This is a genomic window from Pseudoxanthomonas sp. PXM01, assembly GCF_014851815.1.
Lineage (GTDB): Bacteria > Pseudomonadota > Gammaproteobacteria > Xanthomonadales > Xanthomonadaceae > Pseudoxanthomonas_A.
Genome location: NZ_JACVAJ010000003.1, coordinates 459,573 through 479,977, shown reverse-complemented (window position 1 = coordinate 479,977; position 20,405 = coordinate 459,573). Strand labels below are relative to the sequence as shown.

General features: G+C 66.2%; 19 protein-coding genes. 8 read left to right on the top strand and 11 right to left on the bottom strand.

Translation table 11 applies throughout. From position 1 onward, the window contains the following. The first annotated feature begins 158 nt into the window (after positions 1-158). Positions 159-1,265, top strand: a complete 1,107-nt coding sequence (locus IB230_RS18780) for a histidine kinase (RefSeq protein WP_192274381.1) — start codon at positions 159-161, stop codon at positions 1,263-1,265. Continuing rightward, positions 1,262-2,041: a response regulator gene (locus IB230_RS18775; protein ID WP_192274380.1), complete on the top strand. Its 780-nt coding sequence runs from the start codon at positions 1,262-1,264 to the stop codon at positions 2,039-2,041. Before IB230_RS18780 ends, IB230_RS18775 begins: the two co-directional genes overlap by 4 nt. On the opposite strand, the gene IB230_RS18770 is transcribed toward IB230_RS18775, so the two are convergent. Next, the gene (locus tag IB230_RS18770) at positions 2,038-2,280 is read right to left on the bottom strand and encodes a hypothetical protein (protein ID WP_192274379.1); all 243 of its coding nucleotides are present in this window, start codon (positions 2,278-2,280) and stop codon (positions 2,038-2,040) included. The genes IB230_RS18775 and IB230_RS18770 overlap by 4 nt on opposite strands. A gap of 101 nt (positions 2,281-2,381) precedes the next feature. Further along, positions 2,382-3,350 (bottom strand): polysaccharide deacetylase family protein, encoded by a 969-nt coding sequence (locus tag IB230_RS18765; RefSeq protein ID WP_192274378.1) that lies wholly within the window; start codon positions 3,348-3,350, stop codon positions 2,382-2,384. Positions 3,351-3,510: 160 nt separating this feature from the next. On the opposite strand from IB230_RS18765, the gene IB230_RS18760 reads away from it, so the two are divergent. Both IB230_RS18760 and IB230_RS18755 read left to right on the top strand, forming a co-directional pair. After that, positions 3,511-4,554 carry a DUF2272 domain-containing protein gene (locus tag IB230_RS18760; RefSeq protein WP_192274377.1) on the top strand — a complete coding sequence of 348 codons (1,044 nt, stop codon included), beginning with the start codon at positions 3,511-3,513 and terminating at the stop codon, positions 4,552-4,554. After that, the gene (locus IB230_RS18755) at positions 4,554-4,922 is read left to right on the top strand and encodes a hypothetical protein (RefSeq protein WP_192274376.1); all 369 of its coding nucleotides are present in this window, start codon (positions 4,554-4,556) and stop codon (positions 4,920-4,922) included. Before IB230_RS18760 ends, IB230_RS18755 begins: the two co-directional genes overlap by 1 nt. Positions 4,923-4,981: 59 nt before the next feature. Here IB230_RS18755 and IB230_RS18750 read toward each other — a convergent pair whose 3' ends face one another. The 7 genes from IB230_RS18750 to aceE form a co-directional block, all read right to left on the bottom strand. Beyond that, positions 4,982-5,338 (bottom strand): hypothetical protein, encoded by a 357-nt coding sequence (locus IB230_RS18750; RefSeq protein ID WP_192274375.1) that lies wholly within the window; start codon positions 5,336-5,338, stop codon positions 4,982-4,984. A gap of 217 nt (positions 5,339-5,555) precedes the next feature. Then, positions 5,556-6,509, bottom strand: a complete 954-nt coding sequence (locus IB230_RS18745; RefSeq protein ID WP_192274374.1) for an HPP family protein — start codon at positions 6,507-6,509, stop codon at positions 5,556-5,558. A gap of 93 nt (positions 6,510-6,602) precedes the next feature. Next, positions 6,603-6,920, bottom strand: coding sequence for a DUF3817 domain-containing protein (locus IB230_RS18740; protein ID WP_192274373.1), 318 nt, complete (start codon positions 6,918-6,920; stop codon positions 6,603-6,605). A gap of 147 nt (positions 6,921-7,067) precedes the next feature. Further along, positions 7,068-7,925 carry a restriction endonuclease gene (locus IB230_RS18735; protein ID WP_192274372.1) on the bottom strand — a complete coding sequence of 286 codons (858 nt, stop codon included), beginning with the start codon at positions 7,923-7,925 and terminating at the stop codon, positions 7,068-7,070. Positions 7,926-7,928: 3 nt separating this feature from the next. Beyond that, positions 7,929-9,068 carry a ParB/Srx family N-terminal domain-containing protein gene (locus IB230_RS18730; protein ID WP_192274371.1) on the bottom strand — a complete coding sequence of 380 codons (1,140 nt, stop codon included), beginning with the start codon at positions 9,066-9,068 and terminating at the stop codon, positions 7,929-7,931. An 81-nt stretch (positions 9,069-9,149) separates the two neighbouring features. Next, complete coding sequence (locus IB230_RS18725; protein WP_192274370.1) at positions 9,150-10,253, bottom strand: crosslink repair DNA glycosylase YcaQ family protein; 1,104 nt, start codon at positions 10,251-10,253, stop codon at positions 9,150-9,152. Positions 10,254-10,275: 22 nt separating this feature from the next. Then, positions 10,276-12,969, bottom strand: coding sequence for a pyruvate dehydrogenase (acetyl-transferring), homodimeric type (gene aceE, locus IB230_RS18720; protein ID WP_192274369.1), 2,694 nt, complete (start codon positions 12,967-12,969; stop codon positions 10,276-10,278). 232 nt (positions 12,970-13,201) lie between these two features. Here aceE and IB230_RS18715 point away from each other — a divergent pair, with 232 nt between their 5' ends. The 4 genes from IB230_RS18715 (at position 13,202) to IB230_RS18700 (ending at position 16,519) form a co-directional block, all read left to right on the top strand. After that, positions 13,202-15,232 (top strand): SpoIIE family protein phosphatase, encoded by a 2,031-nt coding sequence (locus IB230_RS18715; protein ID WP_192274368.1) that lies wholly within the window; start codon positions 13,202-13,204, stop codon positions 15,230-15,232. Beyond that, complete coding sequence (locus IB230_RS18710) at positions 15,204-15,641, top strand: ATP-binding protein (protein ID WP_192274367.1); 438 nt, start codon at positions 15,204-15,206, stop codon at positions 15,639-15,641. Before IB230_RS18715 ends, IB230_RS18710 begins: the two co-directional genes overlap by 29 nt. After that, the gene (locus tag IB230_RS18705) at positions 15,638-16,024 is read left to right on the top strand and encodes an STAS domain-containing protein (protein WP_192274366.1); all 387 of its coding nucleotides are present in this window, start codon (positions 15,638-15,640) and stop codon (positions 16,022-16,024) included. The genes IB230_RS18710 and IB230_RS18705 overlap by 4 nt, the downstream gene beginning before the upstream one ends. Positions 16,025-16,135: 111 nt before the next feature. Then, positions 16,136-16,519 carry an STAS domain-containing protein gene (locus IB230_RS18700; protein WP_192274365.1) on the top strand — a complete coding sequence of 128 codons (384 nt, stop codon included), beginning with the start codon at positions 16,136-16,138 and terminating at the stop codon, positions 16,517-16,519. Between the two features lie 161 nt (positions 16,520-16,680). On the opposite strand, the gene IB230_RS18695 is transcribed toward IB230_RS18700, so the two are convergent. Then, positions 16,681-18,978 (bottom strand): NADP-dependent malic enzyme, encoded by a 2,298-nt coding sequence (locus IB230_RS18695; RefSeq protein WP_192274364.1) that lies wholly within the window; start codon positions 18,976-18,978, stop codon positions 16,681-16,683. Between the two features lie 115 nt (positions 18,979-19,093). Continuing rightward, positions 19,094-20,386 carry a hypothetical protein gene (locus tag IB230_RS18690; RefSeq protein ID WP_192274363.1) on the bottom strand — a complete coding sequence of 431 codons (1,293 nt, stop codon included), beginning with the start codon at positions 20,384-20,386 and terminating at the stop codon, positions 19,094-19,096. Positions 20,387-20,405 lie beyond the last annotated feature (19 nt).

Here is a 20,405-nt window from a genome sequence, read left to right as displayed (position 1 = left end):
GCGTGCGGGGCGAGCGCATCTCGCGCCCGTCCGGACAGGGCGGCAACGGATTCGTGACGAATCGTCGTGCGGCCAGGACGAATCGTAGGCCGTGACCTCCGCGCCTTCCCGTGCCCCCTGCCCCGCCCTACGATGCGCTCGCCGATTGGGAGTTCCGCATGAAGATCCGCCTGGGCACGCTCGAAGTCCGCCTGTCCCGCTACCTGGCCCTGTGGTCGTTCGTGGTGCTGGTGTTCGCGATGCAGGGCTGCGTCAACGACGCGGTCAATGCGCACCTGTGGCCCCCCACGACCTACCTGCGATGGTCCGCCGTGCAATGGCTCACGTGGGCGGCGCTGGCGCCGCTGGTCTTCCGCCTGGGCGAACAGCACCCCATTCCGTTCCCGCTGCAGGTGCGTCCGCTGCTGCGACACGTCGGCTACAGCCTCGGCGTGACGCTGCTGGCGATGGCGATCGGCGCCCTGGTGTCGTCGCTGTTCGAACCCAGCGGCTTCGGCAGCCAGCTCGGCCAGTTCATCAGCAAGCATTTCGCCATCGGCCTGCTCGCGTACTGGGCGCTGCTGGCGGTGCAGCAGCTGCTGCACTACCAGGCGGAGAAGGCACGCCGTGAACTCGAAGCGACGCGACTGGCGACCGAGCTGGCGCAGTCGCGCCTGCAGGTGCTGAAGAGCCAGTTGCAGCCGCACTTCCTGTTCAACACGCTGCACGCCATCGTCACCCTGCTGGACGAAGACAAGCTGTCCGCGGAGGACATGCTGCTGCGCCTGAGCGAGTTGCTGCGCGCGTTCCTGGAGGATTACGACGGCCAGGAAATCCCACTGCGGCGCGAGCTGGAACTGCTGGAGCTGTATCTCGGCATCCAGCGGCGGCGCTTCAAGGACCGCCTGACCACACGCATCCATGTCGCGCCGGACGTGCTGGACGCGGCCGTACCCAGCCTGGTGCTGCAGCCGATCGTCGAGAACGCGATCCGCTACGGCATCGGCCAGCATGTCGGCGACGACTGCGTCGAGATCGAATGCCGGCGCGAAGGCGGCGTGCTGTGCATCGACGTGCGCAACCACAACAGCACGCTGGATGAGGGCGGCCACGCCGGCGGGCACGGGATCGGGTTGTCCAACACGCGGATGCGCATGCGCGAGCTGTACGGCGACGACGCCAGCCTGCGGCTGGACCTGATCGTCCCGCGCGGGGTCGCCTGCCGGTTGCGGCTCCCCTTCCGCGAACTGGATGACGACGTGCTGCCGGAGCACGTACCGGCATGAGCCTCACCGCGCTGATCGTCGACGACGAGCCGATCGCACGCCATGCGGTGGCAAGGCTGCTGCGCGAGGACCCGGAGATCGAGGTGGTCGGCGAATGCGGTGATGGCGTGTCGGCGGTGGCGGCCATCCGCGACCTGTCGCCGGACTTGGTGTTCCTGGACATCCAGATGCCGGCGATCACCGGCCTGGACGTCGTGGCGACGATCGGGGCGGCACGGATGCCGGCGACCATCTTCGTCACCGCCTACGAGCAGTTCGCGGTGCGGGCGTTCGAGGCGAACGCGGTCGACTACCTGGTGAAGCCGTTCAGTCGCGAGCGCTTCGCGGAAACCCTGCGACGCGCGAAGCAGCGGCTGGCTACTGCGCGCGGCACCGACGCCGACACGACGTCGCGGATCATGCAGGCCCTGGCCTCACTGCAGCAGCGCGATGCCTATCTGGACCGGGTGCCGGTGCGCGAGAACGAGCGCGTGGTGCTGGTCGACGTGGACGACATCATCTGGATCAAGGCCAGCGGCAACACGGTGCGCCTGCACCTGGCCGACCGCGTGCACGAGCTGCGCGAGACCATGTCGGCACTGGCCGCGCGCCTGGATCCGCGCCGCTTCGCCCGCGTGCACCGCTCGGCGATCATCAACATCCGCCGGGTCAAGGACATCCATCCGTGGTTCAACGGCTACCACGTGGTGACGATGGACACCGGCCAGCAGCTGCGCATGAGCCGCTACCAGCACGAGGCGTTCCTGAAACTGGCGACGCTGCGGCGCGACGACTAGCCGGACGCGTCCTGCGCGTCCCCACCGATCATGCGCGCCGCCTGCGCCTTCCCGGCCGCCAGTGCGTCATGGCAGGTGAAGTAGTCGCGGCGGACGTCCACCCACGGTTCGCTCCATGCGCCCCCGCGGGTGTCGCGCACCCGGACGGCCAGCGACCACGACTGGTGTTCGTCGGGCCGCTCGATGACCACCTCCACCAGATGCCCCTGGCGGGTCGACAGATCCACTTTCTTCTGCATGCGCGCGTTCCCAGCAGGAAGATGTGTCGCCTTGCCTGGCCTGCGTTCCGGTCCGCCCTGGTCCATCAGGACCAACGCGGAAAACCGGCGCCGCGGGCCACCTATTCGGACTCGACGCCCGCCAGCTGCAGCACCCATCCGGGCACCACCGGCTCGCCGGTGTAGAACGTCTTGGGCTTCTTCTCGGCCATCGCCCAGCGATGCAGCCAGCTGGGACCATAGCGGCCGTTGTAGCCGTCCTCGCCGCGTGCGTACGCGGGATCGCGCAGCGCTTCGTCCAGCGTCACCACGCGGTAGCCGCGCCGCTGCACACCCGCCACCAGTTCGGCATACGCAACGGCATTCAGTTTGTTGGCATGCAGCAGCCACACCTGCGGCAGCGCGTAGCCCAGCAGCGCCTGCGACTGCGCTTCGTAGTAGTCGACCTTGTTGAGCATGTAGGGAATGTAGCCGCGCCGCAGCCGCTCCAGCGTGGCCGCACGCTCCGGTGTATCGGGCTGGCCGTCGAGCACGTTGGCGTAGGCGAGCGCCCAGACCCACTCGCCGTTGTCGACGGTGACCGGCGCGATGCGGTAGCCATGGCCGCCGAGGAAGGCCGACAGCGTGGCGCGATCCTCCGGCGTGCGGCCGGCGCGCAGGTAGGGATGGCGGAACCAGCGCGGCACCTGTCCGCGCTCGGCCAGCAGCGGTCGCAGCACGCGTTCGCCGTCGAGGATGTCCTGCTGGAACGCCGGCAATCCCACCGCGTGCACATCGAGATGGCCACGCGTGTGGTTGCCCAGCTCATGGCCCGCGTCCAGCCAGTCGCGCAGCATCGCCACGCGCGGCGCCTGCACCTCGCCATCGACCTCCAGCTTGCCCTCGTTGACGAAGCCCACCACCGGCACGCCCGCCTGCTCCAGCTGCGCCATCAGCTGCGCATGGCGCGAGGCCAGTTCCGCCGGTGGCGTCTTGTCCATCCGCTGCCACGGCAGGTCATCGATGGTGATGGCGATGCGGCGGTCGGGTTCGGCCGCCTGGGCGCTCAGCGCGAGGGTCGACAACAGCAGTACACGCAGGAGGAAGGGCACGCACGGTCCGGGAAGGCGGAGAGAAGCGGCGAGCTTAACGCCCCTGCGCTGCGCACGACCATCGCGCGAGCCTTCGCAGACCTTCAGGCCGCGTGATGATGTCGTGTCCTGCCGATGCGGCATGATGCGTAAAAAGGATCACGGACCCAAGGATCATCTGATGCGTGCATGGCTGTTGCTGCCCCTCCTGCTGCTGTCTTCCTTCGCCGCGCGTGCGGCCGATGCCTGCCCGCAGTTGTCGCAACAGGCGCCCTCTGACGTAGCCACCCGCATCGCCGCGGTCGCCTGCCGCGAGCACCTGATGTGGTACCGCCCCTTCATCGACCGCAACGGCAAGCTGGCGAATGCACCGATGATGGAAGCCGAGTCCTCGCTGCTGTCGATCGGCGACGACCGCGCCTGGCAGCGTGTTGCGCGCTACTGGCGCGACAGCGGCCTGCTCGCCGCCATCGGCCACCGTCGCGGCGCCACCGACTGCCTGTACGCCTCGGCGACCGGGCCGCAGGCCGAGGCCTGCCGCGGCTTCGTGGTGGATACGCCGTGGTCGGCCGCCTTCATCTCGTGGGTGATGCGCGAAGCCAGGGTGCCGGGCTTCCGCGGTTCCAGCCGCCACTTCACCTACGTGCAGGCGGCGTACCAGAACCCGTCGACGAATGCGTTCGACGTCATCGACGTGGCGCATGCCAAGCCGATGGTCGGCGACCTGATCTGCTACGTGCGCCAGTCGGGCCGGCTGTTCGGTCACCAGGGCCTGGTGCCGTTGCTGCGCAGTGGCAGCTCGCTCGACATGCATTGCGACATCGTGGTGGCGGTGAACCCGAACAACGACAGCACGGCCTACGCCATCGGCGGCAACGTGCAGCAGAGCGTCACCATGCGGATGCTGCCGCTGAACCGCAACGGCGAGTTCTGGGGCGGCCTGCCGCTGCGCATCGGCGACGGCACGCTGTGCGCCCCCGACAACGAGGCCGCGTGCAACATGAACCGCCAGGACTGGGCGGCGATCCTGCGGCTGAAGTCGCCGCAGCAGCTGGCGAAGCTGCCGGGCTACCTGCCACCCGCGCAGGACGCACCGGGCAGCGAGCCGACGGAGAAGGCGGAGTGCTGTGTTCACTGCGTCATCGGATCGGGTGTGCCAAGGTGCCCCGCAGAATCGGCGACACCCGCCGGTGCCGCCCCGACCACCGACACGGAGTCGCCCTGATGACCCTGCCCCGCCTCGGACTGCTGTCCGCTGCCCTGTTGCTCGGCGCCTGCACGACGACGACGCCCACCTCCGCGCCCAGCGCCACGCTGGCGGCGGGACAGCAGGCCACCGTCAACGGCACCGTCGTCAGCGTCGACACCACGCCGTGGACCTACGACGGCAGCGCCATCATCAAGATCGCGGCGGCCAACGGCCAGGTCGATGTGCATCTGCCCGCCCGCTGGAACCTGTGCAAGGCACCGCCGCCGGATGAGGTGCAGTCGCTGAAGGCCGGCGACCGCGTGCAGGCCACGGGCACCGTCACCGACGACGGCGGCCTGGTCGTCTGCGAGCAGGCGGATCACGGACTGCGCAGGACACCGTGACGCCCCCGCTTCCGAAGGGCGGGCCCAGGCCCGCCATTGCGGCAACAGACTTACGGTCGTTACTTCAGTTCGATGATCAGTGTTCGCGAAGCGACGCTGCCGCGATTCACGGTGTCGTGGCTCACGGGCCCGCCCCATTCGATGTGGCCGGCCGGCAGCGAGCGTTTCTCTTCGGTGCCGTCGGGATTCTTCTGCAGGGCCTCGCCCGGCGCCAGGAAGTAGATGATGTGGTCGCCGTGCGAGTGCATGCCGGTGCTGGCGCCCGGTTCGACGGTCAGTTCGATCACCCGGACCTTGTCGTTCTCCAGGATGACGCGCGCGCCATCACCGGCGGTCCGTGCGAGATCCTTCGCGGAAGACGTCGCGCAGGCGGCGATCGCCAGCACACCGACGATGAGGAAGACATTGCGATGCATGGGTCTGCTCCGGCGTGCGCGCTGCGACCGGTCATCGCGCCGCCACAGGGAAGACGCATGTGCAGGAGCTTCCGGCCTTCGTCACGCCGCCCGTGCACACGAAGCACGGCCCACCTGCGACCGCTCACTCGGCGACAACGCCGCGGCATCCGCGACCCGGTCACCGTTCGGCGGACGAAATCGCCGCCGCTGCCCGACGGACACCTCGCGCCAGGGGCTAATCCGCTTTCACCCAGCGCCCGTTGTCCTGCAGCACCACCTCGAAGCGCGCCCACAGACGGAATTCGTCGATGCCGGCGATCGCCGTCGTCCCTGCCTGTTCGCCGGCCACGACACGGTATTGCAGTGCGGCGCCCTCGCCGCCCACGACATGCCGCACGCTCCACAGGCGTCCGAGTTTTCCGTTGCTGTAGAAGCGTCCGTGGACGATGGCATCAGGATGGGTGATGTTCTTCTCGGCATGCTGCTTCGCCAGCTCCAGCAGCTCGGTGAGGTTCTCTGTGGTGATGTCGACGTAGGAGTTGAGCTGCTCCATCGCGGCGGAGAAGTCCTCCTGCGTCAGTTCGAACTGGCGCGCGGCCGGGCGCGTGGCGGGGATGGGCTGGCGACGCTTGTGCAGGTGCGCGGGATAGCGGCGCCACGGGAATAGCGCATTGAAGGCGATGGCCATCGCCAGGATCGCCACGACGTTGATCAGGATCGGCATCAGCACGTAGTGGTAGCCGAGCGCATGCACCTCCGGGCCGCCGATCACCGCCGCCAGCGCGGTGGCACCGCCGGGCGGATGGATGCAGCGCAGGTAGTACATGCCCAGCACCGCGAGACCAACCGCGAGGGCGGCAGTCCAGGCGTGGCCGGGGAACAGTTTCTGGCAGCTCACGCCGATGACCGCGGACAGCAGGTGGCCGCCGACCACGGCCCACGGCTGCGACAGCGCGCCCTGCGGCACGGCGAACAGCAGCACGGCGGAGGCACCCATCGAGGTGACCATCAACGCGCCACCGACAGCACCGGCGGCATGTTCGGGGAACGTCCAGCGGGTCAGCCAGTACACCGCCACGATGCCCAGCAGCGCGCCGACGCCGGAGATCCACTTCTCGCCGTGGCGGGTGGTATTGCGCTCGATGCCCAGCAGCAAGCGCAACTCGGTCAGGCGGGACGGCGTGCTCATAGGCGGGCGAACGATGAGGAGGCGACGCAGTCTATGCGAAGGACGCGCCCGGCCCGCGTCGTAGGGCGGGCCTGGGCCCGCCGCTTCAGAACATCAAGCTCGCGCGCTGAGCAACCCGATACGGCGGAACCACATCTCCAGCGGCACGGTCACCAGCGGCGGCACGGCGGCGATCACGGCCAGCAGCGTGGCCCACCACGGCCAGCGCAGGCGTAGGGCGGACAGCACGGTGGCGACGACGTAGAACAGGAAGGCGCCGCCATGCAGCGGGCCGAAGATCTTCACGCCCAGTTCGTTGGCCATCGGCCCGTACTTGAGGAACATGCCGATGAGCAGACCGGCCCAGGTGAAGCCTTCGATGAAGGCAGCGACAGCGAACAGGCGCCCGGCGGGCGCGAGGGGACGGGACATGCGGGGACTCCAGTGAGGGAATGCCGGATGCGATGGCGGCTGCTGCGCTCGCTGGCGGCGCGATCTCAACGGCTTGACTTAAGGGTACTTATGGCTTGATCAAACGCCGTTGACGCTATCGGCGCCATACCTTCAGCGAGACATGTTTCATCTAAGTAATAGACCACATTCATCCGCAACTTTTGAGGCCCTGCCATCAGGAGGAAGACTGGAATGAAAGGATGGTGATAAGGACAGGACCTCAGCAACATCCAGTGAATCGGAAGTAACGATTCCATGATTCTTGGCTTGATCGCTCGCACCAGTCTGAAATCCTGCGTGCGAGATCATCCACCCTACGATCGGTCCCCGAGAGTCGCCAAACCAAGCCGGGATATGAGCTAAAACACGTGAACTTCTGTGTCGAACATTCTGCAGTGTCTGAATGAACTGATCCATCTGCCCAACTGTAGCCTGGCTACTGTACTTCTTGCATTGCCCAACAACCCTCAGCTCTGCTCCAGGTGCCGCAAAAATATGGGCCCCAGAGGAAGCGGATATTGATGCAAAGAAATCTATGCCACCCTCGTTGCCCCGCCTTGTCAGAACATTTATCTTGCTGCCGACTGCACTACAAGCAACGCAAGCCAAGGCTTCATACTCTCGATCAGTTAAAGCATCGATGGCGCGAAGCAATTTCGGACGAGAAACCGCTAGTTTCCCTATCTCCTGCTGACCAGGATCATGAGAGGAGATCATCGCGTGTATCGGCGATGAAATCGCGCGAGCAGTCGCACTAACGGCTCGCAGCAGCGGCAAGCACCCTCTTCTTACATGCGCATCATTTTCCTGCTGAGCCCAGTTCCAATAACGCATTAGATTTGTGTCAGAAAAAGCCTCTGCGTCCATTCTAGGCAAGAGCAACTCAGACTCTGCTAATCGAGCCAGAAGACTCCGGAAATCCACCGGAGCGCCACCAATATCGGCCCGATGGAGAGCTGCAATGATCTTCTGCTTCTGACTCATACTTCAGGAGGTCAGGTCTGAAATCACATCCTTAAGACCATTCAGCCCATTCAGAATTCGCGCCTTAGTCTCTTGGTCTCGCATAGCAGCATAGGGAATATTGGCAATAGCCTTTGAACATTGCTCCAGTGCGGAAAAAAGATCCGACACAGGGTCAGCTCGACGCCGGGCATCTTCCTCCAGCTTCCGTGAAAGCATTATCGAATAGCATTTCTCTAGGTCTGATCCAGCACGAAATTGCTCGAAAAGATCGCGCTGATTGATCATCAATGAGGCAATCAGCCTGAGGTCGTCTCGTCGCGCAACACGACGATTCTCGAAATAACCTTTCTTGAGGACCCCCTCATCCTCGTCCGAGCGTGAATGAGGATATAGCCACGAGATGAACTCTTCAAAGTTTAGAGAGTTCTCAAATTTGTACTCAGCCTCCTTCCACTCCAGCCAATCGCGCAGCGGAGCAGAACTCTTACCAAACAGTTCTTGAAAGTAGGGATAGGACCTTTCATCGACTTGGTTTATGAACTGAGAGGCTGACCTTGCTTGATTGAATGCGTAGTAGCCGCGAACCCATTGGCCAGCGCCATGCGAGGTAAGACCAAATCGCTTACCCACCTGCGTGAGGTTCAGACCATCCTTCTCCATCTGCTCAACGAGCAGCTTCGCCTTGTTGAAGGCAGACCATTCGACGACACCGGAAATATGTCTAAGCCCCTGGAATATCCACGCAGCATCCTCATCAGAACCGGTGTACTGAAGGCAGGGAATAACCTGTAATGATTCACGAACCTCATCCGCGACGTTGGTTCCATCTAACGCCAGCTGACCAATCATTTTTGCTGCACAGATGCGACGATTTCCCTCTAGGACAAGATACTTTTCCTCATCAAACTTCTTCACCACCACTCGATCAATCGGGAGAAATCCATTTACCTCCATGCTCATACGCAGCTTTTCAACATCAAACTCGGCAAGCATTCTGCGCTGGGTTGCCTCTTGCACATCGACTTTTGCCCAGTCTTCTTGCGCTACGTATGTCCAGTCCGCTTCAGTAAAGCGCGGATTGTTTGGATCTAGAAAAATTTGAGCCAGCGGAATATCGACCGGCGTAAGAAACTGATGGAGTGATGACATTTCTCCAGACATAGAACCCTCGTCGTGTGTAGGCCACTTTGCGTACCTTAAGGCAATGTGCCATGCGCAATATAGCCTGCCCCTCCTGGCCGCCTAGAGGCGCCACTCTTCGCGATCAAGGAAGAAGCGAATCCTTGCCAACTCCTCCTCCACCGCAATACGAAATTTTGCGTCCCTGGACCCACGTCCATCTACATACCCAAACTTCGACCGCAGCTCCCCATCGACCACACTAAGATTAGCCCACCCAATCACCCGGTCACCCCACAACATCGGTAGCGCGTAGTACCCCAGCTTCCGCTTCGGTGCCGGCGTGTACGCCTCGAAGCGATACGTCCACCCCCAGAACATCTCGAACCGCCGACGGTCCCACACGATAGGATCGAACGGCGTCAGCAGGCGCACCTGGTCGTCCGGCTTCCAGCGTCGGGAGCGCGGATCCTCGTCCGCCGGCCAGTACCAGTCCACACCATCGACGCGTGCCGTGCCCAGCCGCTGACGCGCACGCTTCAATGCCGCCGCGCGCAGGTCGGTCCACTGCGGCACGCCGCTGCGCAGATAACCCAGCAACTGGCCCAGGCTCGCCGCCGGCAACGGCGCGTACTTGCGCACGATGATGTCGAGCAGCGCATCCAGCCGTGCTTCCGCATCCGACATGGCCACCGGCGTCGTGTCGCCGATGCGCGGCGCATAGACGCGCGTACCGCCTTCGCGACGCGCCACCCGCAACAGGCCGCGGTAATGCATGCCGTCCAGCAGCTGCGTGCTCGCGTTCGACGAACCACCGAACCAGTTGGTCGTCTTGCCATGCCCGAAGTGCGCATCCACCTCGCGCGGGTGCGCGCTGCCGCGCTCGCTGACGAACGCCAGCACCGCCTGCGCCTGCTTCCAGCGCGCGGGCGTCCAGACTTCGCGCGCCTTGCGCGGATGCATCAGCTGGTGGTGCTCGCGTGGCAGGAAGCCGTAGTTGACGAAGAAGTCTTCTTCCAGCGGCAGACGGGGATACCGCCGCTCCAGGTCGCCGGCGCGATAGCCGGCGACGCGGTGGCGCAGGGTCAGGTCCTGCGCACGTGCCGGCGCCCGGATCGGGTCCGCCTGCACGAAACCCAGCCGCTGGATCGCCCGCGGCAGGGTGGTCGGTTTGAACAGACTGCGGGCGACGGCATAGCGGCGCAGGTGATCCCCTGTGAGCGCCATGCCGTACGGCCCGCGACCGCGGTCACACGGTGACCGGGTTCGCCTTGTCCACGTCGATCTTGTACTGCTTGATCGCGCGGGCGACGTCCTTGCCGGTCATCTTGCCTTCCTTCGCCAGCGCCGCGATGGCCGCGTGGGCGATGTAGTAGCGATCGACTTCGAAGTGGCGACGCAGGTTGGCACGCGTGTCGCTGCGGCCGAAGCCGTCCGTGCCCAGGCAGGTGTACGCCGCCGGCACGAACGCGCGGATCTGGTCGGTGTAGGCGCGCACGTAGTCGGTAGCGGCGATCACCGGACCCTGGCGGCCTTCCAGCAGTTCCGTCACGTAGGCCTTGCGCGGCGTCTTCGCTTCCGGATTCAGGCGGTTCCAGCGCTCGACGTCGAAACCATCACGACGCAGCTCGTTGAAGCTCGGGCACGACCAGATGTCGGCGGTCACGCCGAAATCCTTGTCCAGCAGCTCGGCCGCCGCGATCGCCTCGCGCAGGATGGTGCCGCTGCCCAGCAGCTGCACGCGCAGCTCGCCCTTCTTCGGCTTGCCGGCATCGGTCAGCAGGTACATGCCCTTGATGATGCCTTCGGCCGCCCCTTCCGGCATTTCCGGGTGGGTGTAGTTCTCGTTCATCAGGGTGACGTAGTAGTACTCGTCCACCTGCTCCTGCAGCATCTTCTGCATGCCGTGCTGCATGACCACCGTCACCTCGAAGCCGAAGGTCGGGTCGTAGCTGCGCACATTGGGGATGCTGCCGGCGATGACGTGGCTGAAACCGTCCTCGTGCTGCAAGCCTTCGCCGTTGAGCGTCGTACGGCCCGCGGTGCCGCCCAGCAGGAAGCCGCGCGTGCGCATGTCCGCCGCCTGCCAGGCGATGTCGCCGATGCGCTGGAAGCCGAACATCGAGTAGTAGATGTAGAACGGCAGCATCGGCACGTTGCTGACCGAATAGCTGGTGCCCGCCGCCATCCACGACGACATCGCACCCGGCTCGCTGATGCCCTGCTGCAGCACCTGGCCGGACTGGTCCTCGCGGTAGTACATCAGCTGGTCGGCATCGACCGGCTTGTACTTCTGGCCGAACGGCGCGTAGATGCCGATCTGGCGGAACATGCCTTCCATGCCGAAGGTGCGCGCTTCGTCGGCGACGATCGGCACCAGGCGCGGGCCGACCTGCTTGTCGCGCAGCGCGATGTTCAAGGTCTGCACGAACGCCATCGTGGTGGAGATCTCGCGCTCGCCGGTGCTCTTCAGCAGGCGCTCGAAGGCCTCCAGCTTGGGCGTCTCGAACGACTCGCTGGCCTTGCGGCGACGCTGCGGCAGATAGCCGCCGAGCGCGGCGCGGCGCGACTTCAGGTACTGGATCTCCGGCGAGTCCTCGCCCGGGTGGTAGAACGGCACCTGCGCCGACTCTTCCAGCTGCTTGTCGCTGACCGGGATGTTGAAGCGGTCGCGGAACGTGCGGATGGCCTCGTCGTCCAGCTTCTTGGTCTGGTGGGTCGGGTTGAGCGATTCGCCCGCCGAGCCCATGCCGTAGCCCTTCACCGTCTTGGCCAGGATCACCGTGGGCATGCCCTTGGTGTTCACCGCCTCGTGGTAGGCCGCGTAGACCTTGTGCGGATCATGGCCACCGCGGTTCAGGCGCCAGATGTCGTCGTCGGACAGGTTGGCGACCATGGCCGCCGTCTCCGGGTACTTGCCGAAGAAGTTGTCGCGCGTGTACTTGCCGCCGAACGCCTTGCAGTTCTGGTACTCGCCGTCGACGGTTTCCATCATCAGCTTCTTCAGCGTGCCGGTGGTGTCGCGCGCGATGAGCGGATCCCAGTAGCTGCCCCACAGCAGCTTGATGACGTTCCAGCCACCGCCGCGGAACACGCCTTCCAGTTCCTGGATGATCTTGCCGTTGCCGCGCACCGGACCGTCCAGGCGCTGCAGGTTGCAGTTGACCACGAAGATCAGGTTGTCGAGGCCTTCGCGGCCGGCCAGCGCGATCGCGCCGAGGGTTTCCGGCTCGTCGCTCTCGCCGTCGCCGATGAAGCACCACACCTTGCGGTCGGACTTCTCGATCAGGCCGCGGTGCTCCAGGTACTTCATGAACTGCGCCTGGTAGATCGCCGCGAGTGGGCCCAGGCCCATCGACACGGTCGGCGTCTGCCAGTAGTCCGGCATCAGCCACGGGTGCGGGTAGGACGAGATGCCCTGGCCGTCGACTTCCATGCGGAAGTTGTCGAGCTGCTGCTCGCTGATGCGGCCTTCCAGGAACGAGCGCGCATAGATGCCCGGCGCGCTGTGGCCCTGGATGAACAACAGGTCGCCCGGATGGTTCTCGGACGGCGCGCGCCAGAAGTGGTTGAAACCGACGTCGTACAGCGTTGCGCCGGAGGCGAAGCTGGCGATGTGGCCGCCGAGGTCGCCGGGCTTGCGGTTGGCGCGCACGACGGTGGCCATCGCGTTCCAGCGGATGATCGAACGGATGCGCCATTCCAGCGCGGCGTCACCGGGGCTCTTGGCCTCGTTCTGCGGCGCGATGGTGTTGACGTATTCGGTGGTGGGCGAGAACGGCAGGTAGGCACCGGCGCGTCGGGTGACTTCGACCATGCCTTCGAGCAACTGGTGAGCACGCAGGGCGCCGTTCTTCTCGATCACCGCCTGCATGGAATCGATCCATTCGCGGGATTCCTGCGGATCCGGATCGCTCTGCAACATCTCGTTCAACCAGTTCATTCCCACTCCTGTTTCGCCACGCGTGGGGCGCAGCGTTGCGGTTTCTTGTAGACGTTGAAGTGTAACGCACGCACCCCGCGCGGGACCTGGCTACGCAGGCGTATGGAAAGGACATTGCGTGCCTGTCCCGAGACAACAGGCACACCAAAATCAGACCAATGCCGTATTGCAATGCAGCACATGAAGTGGGCTTATGATCGGCGTCCGGGGGGAAGCGGCGATCGGGATCGGCATGCGCAACGCAGTGCCCAGCAGTGTCGTGCCAGACAGGGAGGTCGCCGGTGCCGCGCACTGGCGCAGCAGCCTGCGCACGCGCATCGCCCTGTGGGCCGGACTGGTCAACGTGGTGCTGCTGGTATTGCTGGTGCTGGCGACGGCATGGTTCGCGCACCGGATGATCCTGGACGACGCGCGCCGCGACACCCATGCGACCGCACAGGAAGCCGCCCAGCGGCTCGATGCCGCGCTGCACGTGGTGACCATCACCACCCACGGTATCTCCGACCTGGTCGGGAGCGCTCAGTTGTCGCCCGACGAACTGGTTACCACGCTGCGCGCGATGGTGAAGGCCACGCCTGGCTGCGCTGGCGGCCTGCTGATCCTGGAGCCGCGCAACCGCGGGGACGCGCCGTTCGCCTATTACGTCGCCGCCAACGGCAACGATCGCGACTTCATCGCCGACGGCTATCCGTTCCGCGACCAGGGCTGGTACCAGCGTACCGTCGCCTCGCCCGGCGGCTGGTGGTCCGAGCCCTACCTCAACCAGACCGCTGGCGCCGTCTGGACGGTCACCTACAACATGCCCCTGCGCGAGCCCGGCCGGGGCGCCCGTACGCGCGGCATGGTCAGCCTGGACCTGCCACTGGCCAACCTCACCGATCCGGTCGATTCGCTGGCCCACCTGCCGGGCTGGCGGGTCTCGCTGGTCGCGCCCGGCGGCACGCTCGCGATGAATCCCGAGGTCGGCGTCGACCGCCTGGAGCGCCTCGAGGACTACATCGCCCGTGCCGGTCGCAGCGACCTGCGCCAGGCCGCCGAAGCGGTGCGCCTGCGCGAGCCCCTGCAGTTCGTGCACGTGGATGCGACCAGCGACGAGCGCCGCTACACCGTGGTGGAGCCGATCGGCGACAGCGGCTGGAGCCTGCTGGTCGCGCAGTCGTACGACCTGATCACCGACCGGCTGGCGCAGGCACTGTGGCTGCTGGCCGCGATCGGCGCGCTGCTGGCGCTGGTCTGCATGCTGGTGGTACGCAAGCTGGCGCACCACATCAGCCAGCCGATGGAAGGCCTGTCGTCGTCGGCGGCGCGCCTGGCGCAGGGCGACTACGAGATGCCGGTACCGCACGTGCACCGTCGCGACGAAGTCGGCCAGATGGCGCGCACGCTGGAGCACGCGCGCGGGTCGATCCGCCAGCAGCTGCGCGAGATCGAGGACATGACCGCGGCACGGCAGAAGCTGGAGAGCGAACTGTCGATCGCACGCGAGATCCAGCAGGCGATGCTGCCGCCGGGCCGCGTGATCGACCGCGAGCATGCGCACCTAGAAGCCTATGCGCGACTGGAGCCCGCCAAGGCGGTCGGCGGCGACTTCTACTGCTTCATCCAGACCGATCCAGACTGCCTGTGGTTCGCCATCGGCGACGTCTCCGACAAGGGCGTGCCGGCGGCGCTGTTCATGGCACGCACCGTGACGGTGCTGGAAGTCGCGGCCAGCACCCATCCGTCGCCGGAGCGCGTGCTCGCCGAAGCCTCGCGGCGGCTGGTGCAGGGCAATGACGCCTGCATGTTCGCCACCGTGCTGTGCGGGCGCGTGGACGTGCGCAGCGGCGCCTGCGTGCTGGCCAGCGCCGGCCACGATGCCCCCCTGCTGCTGCACGCCGATGGCCGCCACGAGGAACTGCCGGTGCAACCCGGGCCGCCGCTGGGCTTCGAAGTGGGCGACGCCTTCCCGCTGTGGTCGGGGCAGCTGCCCGCCGGCGCTACCCTGCTGGCCTGGACCGACGGCATCACCGAGGCCTTCGATGCCGGCAACGTCGCCTTCGGTACGGAGCGCATCCCCGACGCACTGCAGCCGGGCGCCACCGCGCGCGAGCAGTGCGAGCGGCTGATCACCCGGGTTCACGCGTTTACCGATCCCGCGCCACAATCCGACGACATCACCGTGCTCGCCATCCGCCGCCGGCTGGACAGCACCGCCACCCCGCCCGAAGCTCCGCCACCCCAGGAGGCTGCGCATGCAGATGCGACTCTTCATTCCCCGTGAGCACGCCCGCGTCGACGATCTGAATGCGTCGCTGGAAGCCGTGCTGGCCAACAACGGCGTCAGCCGGGCGATCCAGGGCGATGTACGGCTGATCGTCGAGGAACTGGCCAGCAACGCCATCGAACACGGCGACCTGGCCCGCGTCGACGCCGAGGAACACGAGCTGTGCGTGGACATCGCCATCCGCGACCGCCTGCTGACGCTGGAATTCCGCGAGAGCGGCGCGCCCTTCAACCCGCTCGAACAGCCCGCTCCGGACCTGGAGGCGGACATCCTGGAGCGGCCGACCGGCGGCCTCGGCCTGCATCTGGTCCGGCAGGTGGCCGAAATGGCCTCGTATCAGCGAATGGGTAACTACAACATCCTGCGCCTGTCGCTGCGCATACCCACCGAGGAGAACCCCGCATGAGCCTGGACATTCAGCTCGACCCGCCGGGCAAGGGCAGTCAGCGCGCACACCTGCGCGGCCGGCTGGACACGCACACCTACGAGGACCTGGACGAGGCGCTGGCACCGCTGCTGAACCGCCAGCTGCACTCGCTGGTGCTGGACCTGTCGGGACTGGACTACATCAGCAGCGCCGGCATCCGCTCGATCTTCAAGGCCCGCAAGGCGCTGTCGCCGCATGGCGGCAAGGTGCTGCTGGTCAACCCGCAGCCGCAGATCCAGAAGGTGCTCGACATGGTCAAGGCGGTGCCGTTGAACGAGATCTTCTCGTCCACCGCCGAGGCCGACGCCTACCTCGACGTGATGCAGCGCAAGGTGCTGGATGCAGCGGAGGACCCCGACTGACGCGACGCGCGCCGGTCTCACCTTCGCCTCACATTTGATTTACGATCCAGCGTCGCCTCCCTTTCTCCCCGGGCTCCCCCACCCGGCATATCCGCTACACCGAGATGCCCGATGACACTGGAGATTGAGGTCTACCCGCCGGTCAACGGCAACCAGTACGTACTGCTGTTCGGGCGGCTGGATACCGCCAGCTACGCGCAGCTCGACGACGCGCTGGCGCCGATGCTGGCCGCACGCCCGCAGGCGCTGGTGCTGGACCTGGCGCACCTGGACTACATCAGCAGCGCCGGCGTGCGCAGCATCCTCAAGGCACGAAAGGCGCTGGCCCCGCACGAAGGCCGCCTGCTGGTCGTGCATCCGCAGGAACAGATCCGCAAGGTCATCGAGATCGTGCAGGCGGTGCCCATGGACGAGATCTTCGAATCCAACGCCGACGCCGATGCCTACCTGGATGCGCTGCAGCGGCGGATTCTGGATGGCGAGGATGAAAGCTAGCGGGATGGAGATGTGGGATGTGGGAGCGACGTAAGTCGCGATGGACTACCGGTAAAGCCTCATCGCGACTTACGTCGCTCCCACACCTGGGCCCCCTGCACCTAACAAAGAAAGAAGCCCCGCATGCGGGGCTTCTTTCTTTCCGGTGATCCGCAGGACGATCAACCCGGCCCGTTGCGCTCCGCTTCGCGCTGCAGGCGGATCTGCGCATCGACGGCGGCGATCGCGGTCATGTTGATCACCCGGCGCGGTGTGGCGCTGGTGGTCAGGATGTGCACCGGCCTGGAGATGCCCATCAGGATCGGGCCGATCGCCACGCCGTCGGTCACCACGCGCACCATGTTGTAGGCGATGTTGGCCGCGTCCAGGTTGGGCATGACGAACAGGTTGGCGCGGCCGCTGAGCGTGCTGCCCGGCATCATGCGGCTGCGCAGCACCTCGTCCCACGCGGTGTCGCCCTGCATCTCGCCGTCGACGTTGAGGTCGGGCTTGCGCTTCAACAGCAACTCGCGGACCTTGCGCATCTTCAGCGAGCCCGGCGTTTCGTGGCTGCCGAAGTTGGAGTGCGACAGCAGCGCGATGCGCGGCTCGATGCCGAACAGCTTCAGGCGATAGGCGGCCTGCAGCGTGGCCTCGGCGATCTGCTCGGCGGTCGGGTCGTCCTGCACGTGCGTGTCGAGGAAGAAGTACGCGCCCTGGTTGTTGATCACGCCGGTCATGGCCGAGGTCGACTGCACGCCCGGATCCAGCGGGATCACGCTGCGCACGTAGCCCAGCTTCTTGTGGAAGCGGCCGACCAGGCCGGTGATCAGCGCGTCGGCTTCGCCGCGCGCGACCATGACCGCCGCGATCAGCGTGGGGCGCGAGCGCATCAGGTTCTTCGCCGCCGCCGGCGTCACGCCGCGGCGCGAGGTCAGCGCGTGGTAGTGCTGCCAGTAGTCGTTGAAACGCGGGTCGTCGTCCTGGTTGGTCACCTCGAAATCGACGCCGGCGCGCATGCGCAGGCTCAGGCGCTGGATGCGGGCGTCGATCACGTCGGGGCGGCCGATCAGGATCGGGAACGCCAGGCCTTCGTCGATCACCGTCTGCACCGCGCGCAGCACCGTCTCTTCCTCGCCCTCGGCATAGACCACGCGCTTCTTGTCGGCGCGCGCACGGTCGTAGACCGGCTTCATCATCAGGCTGGTGCGGTAGACGAACTGGCCCAGCTTCTCGCGGTAGGCCCACATGTCGTCGATCGGACGCAGCGCCACGCCGGAGTCCATCGCCGCCTGCGCCACCGCCGCGGCCACTTCGACCAGCAGGCGCGGGTCGAACGGGCGCGGGATCAGGTACTCGGGGCCGAAGCAGGGCACGTCGTCGCCGTAGGCGCTGCCCAGGTCGGACGCCTCGCGCCGCGCGAGCTTGGCGATGGCGTGCACGCAGGCGACCTTCATCGCCTCGTTGATGACCGTGGCGCCCACGTCCAGCGCACCGCGGAAGATGTACGGGAAGCAGAGCGCGTTGTTGACCTGGTTCGGGTAGTCGCTGCGGCCGGTGCCGATGATGACGTCCGGGCGCACGGCCTTGGCGTCGGCCGGCAGGATTTCTGGGTTCGGATTGGCCAGCGCCAGGATGACGGGCTTGTCCGCCATGGTCGCGACCATCTCCGGCTTCAGGATGCCGCCGGCCGACAGGCCCAGGAAGATGTCCGCGCCGGCGACGATCTCGGCCAGCGAGCGCTTGTCGGTATCGCGTGCGTACCGCGCCTTGTCCGGATCCAGGTGCGGACGGCCGGTGTAGATGACGCCATCGCGGTCGAACGCCAGGATGTTCTCCGGCTTCAGGCCCAGCGCGACGAGCATGTCGAGGCAGGCGATGCCCGCCGCACCGGCGCCGCTGGTGGCCAGCTTCACGTCGCCGATCTTCTTGCCGATCACTTCCAGCGCGTTGACCACCGCCGCACCGACGATGATCGCCGTGCCGTGCTGGTCGTCGTGGAACACCGGGATCTTCATCCGCTCGCGCAACTTGCGCTCGACGATGAAGCACTCCGGCGCCTTGATGTCTTCCAGGTTGATGCCGCCGAAGGTCGGCTCCAGCGAGGCGATGATGTCGACCAGCTTGTCGGGATCGGTCTCGTCGATCTCGATGTCGAACACGTCGATGCCGGCGAACTTCTGGAACAGCACGCCCTTGCCTTCCATCACCGGCTTGCCGGCCAGCGGACCGATGTTGCCCAGGCCCAGTACGGCGGTGCCGTTGGTGACCACGGCCACCAGGTTGCCGCGCGCGGTCAGCTCGCTGGCGGTGTTCGGATCCTCGACGATGGCTTCGCAGGCATAGGCCACGCCCGGCGAGTACGCCAGCGCCAGATCACGCTGGGTCAGCATCGGCTTGGTGGGGGCGACCTTGATCTTGCCCGGCGGAGACAGGCGGTGGTATTCCAGCGCGGCCTGCTTGAAATCGTCGTTCGTCATTGCGGAAACGGTGCCTGTGATGAAGGCGGGGGAGCGGCGATTCTACCCCTTCCCCACCGGGGCCGGACCCGGCCGATTGCGGCGCTGCATCACGCCATGGTCATGCGATGCGGGCTCAGGGTGCGAGGAAGCGACAGTCGTCACGCCGGCGCGACACATGCGCGCAGGTGTCGCGGAATGCATCCGGCGCGGGACGCGTGCCGGTATCCAGCCACTGCTCGAGCACCCGCAATGCGCTGGTGTAGGTCGTATCCCTGAGACGGCTGTGGTCGCTCTCGTCGGTGAGTGCCTGCAGCAGCAGGTGACCGCGACCGGCCGCCTCGACGGTGGCCTTGTAGGCCGCTTCGGCCTCGTACGACACGGTCGGATCGTGGCGCGCGTGCACGGTGACGGTGGGCAGCACGATCAGGCCGGACAGATCGGCGTCGTAGGCCAGCGCCGCGACGGCCGCAGGATCGGCCCTGAAACGCTCCACCTCTGCATTGAGCGCCGCATCGTCATGCGAGCCCCGATACGCCGTCTTTGCGTTGTCGAACGGATTGCGGCCACCCAGGCGCTTCTGCACCATGTCCTGGAAATGGAACGTGCCCCACGCCAGGTGCGCGACCAGCTGCTTCTCTACCACGCCAGTGACGGCCAGGATGTCGCGCAGGTTCGCGGCCTGTGCAGGCGAGCGCCTGGCTGCGGGCAGCTCGACGCCGGTGCAGGCGTCCACGCGCTTGCGCAGCTCGTCGCGCGTCATCCGCGCGTCGGCAGGCAGGCCTTGCCATACGGGGTATTGCACGTCACCGGTGGCCGGATGGTTGCGGCAGTAGTACTGGTAGACCGCGCGCAGGTCGGCGCGGAAGCCGTAGCCCTGCGTACCGCCGAACAGCAGGCCATTGGTGGTCAGTATGCCGTCGTAGTTCGGCTGTCCGTCGATGTCGAGCGCGTACAGTTCGGCCGCCTTCACCGCCACGTTGCCGCCCCACGACTGCCCATGCAGCAAGGTGCGCTCCGGACGGCCCCAGCGTGACCAGAACACGCGACGACTGACGTCTACGTCGGCCGCCGCCATCCGCACGCCGTAACCACCGCGGCGGTAGGTCGTGCCGATCCACGCGTAACCGCTGCGCACCATCACCGCGAAGCGCTCCAGGTCTTCCGCCGAATCGCCCGCCTTCGGCGCGCCGAGCCGCGGCCCGCCGTGCGCATGCACGATGAGCCGGCGGTTCCACGTGCGCGGCATCGCCACCATCAACCAGGCACCGTTCGCGTCGCGGGCTTCGTAGCAGTCGATCTGCGGACTGGCGGACGCCGGGCATGCGATCGCTGCGAAAGCCGGTTCGGCGTCCTTCCCGGCCGCGCTGGCAGGCAGCGCGGCCGTGCCCAGCACGGCCAAGACAGTGGCAATCCAACGGCGGCTCATCCTTCGCATCGCGGGTGCA

What these genes read in the sequence shown, in the direction of transcription:
- IB230_RS18780 (WP_192274381.1), top strand. Translation starts at nt 159, where the DNA reads ATGAAGATCCGCCTGGGCACGCTCGAAGTCCGCCTGTCCCGCTACCTG.
- IB230_RS18775 (WP_192274380.1), top strand. Translation starts at nt 1,262, where the DNA reads ATGAGCCTCACCGCGCTGATCGTCGACGACGAGCCGATCGCACGCCAT.
- IB230_RS18770 (WP_192274379.1), bottom strand. Translation starts at nt 2,280, where the DNA reads ATGCAGAAGAAAGTGGATCTGTCGACCCGCCAGGGGCATCTGGTGGAG.
- IB230_RS18760 (WP_192274377.1), top strand. Translation starts at nt 3,511, where the DNA reads ATGCGTGCATGGCTGTTGCTGCCCCTCCTGCTGCTGTCTTCCTTCGCC.
- IB230_RS18755 (WP_192274376.1), top strand. Translation starts at nt 4,554, where the DNA reads ATGACCCTGCCCCGCCTCGGACTGCTGTCCGCTGCCCTGTTGCTCGGC.
- IB230_RS18750 (WP_192274375.1), bottom strand. Translation starts at nt 5,338, where the DNA reads ATGCATCGCAATGTCTTCCTCATCGTCGGTGTGCTGGCGATCGCCGCC.
- IB230_RS18745 (WP_192274374.1), bottom strand. Translation starts at nt 6,509, where the DNA reads ATGAGCACGCCGTCCCGCCTGACCGAGTTGCGCTTGCTGCTGGGCATC.
- IB230_RS18740 (WP_192274373.1), bottom strand. Translation starts at nt 6,920, where the DNA reads ATGTCCCGTCCCCTCGCGCCCGCCGGGCGCCTGTTCGCTGTCGCTGCC.
- IB230_RS18735 (WP_192274372.1), bottom strand. Translation starts at nt 7,925, where the DNA reads ATGAGTCAGAAGCAGAAGATCATTGCAGCTCTCCATCGGGCCGATATT.
- IB230_RS18730 (WP_192274371.1), bottom strand. Translation starts at nt 9,068, where the DNA reads ATGTCTGGAGAAATGTCATCACTCCATCAGTTTCTTACGCCGGTCGAT.
- IB230_RS18725 (WP_192274370.1), bottom strand. Translation starts at nt 10,253, where the DNA reads ATGGCGCTCACAGGGGATCACCTGCGCCGCTATGCCGTCGCCCGCAGT.
- aceE (WP_192274369.1), bottom strand. Translation starts at nt 12,969, where the DNA reads ATGAACTGGTTGAACGAGATGTTGCAGAGCGATCCGGATCCGCAGGAA.
- IB230_RS18715 (WP_192274368.1), top strand. Translation starts at nt 13,202, where the DNA reads ATGCGCAACGCAGTGCCCAGCAGTGTCGTGCCAGACAGGGAGGTCGCC.
- IB230_RS18710 (WP_192274367.1), top strand. Translation starts at nt 15,204, where the DNA reads ATGCAGATGCGACTCTTCATTCCCCGTGAGCACGCCCGCGTCGACGAT.
- IB230_RS18705 (WP_192274366.1), top strand. Translation starts at nt 15,638, where the DNA reads ATGAGCCTGGACATTCAGCTCGACCCGCCGGGCAAGGGCAGTCAGCGC.
- IB230_RS18700 (WP_192274365.1), top strand. Translation starts at nt 16,136, where the DNA reads ATGACACTGGAGATTGAGGTCTACCCGCCGGTCAACGGCAACCAGTAC.
- IB230_RS18695 (WP_192274364.1), bottom strand. Translation starts at nt 18,978, where the DNA reads ATGACGAACGACGATTTCAAGCAGGCCGCGCTGGAATACCACCGCCTG.
- IB230_RS18690 (WP_192274363.1), bottom strand. Translation starts at nt 20,386, where the DNA reads ATGAGCCGCCGTTGGATTGCCACTGTCTTGGCCGTGCTGGGCACGGCC.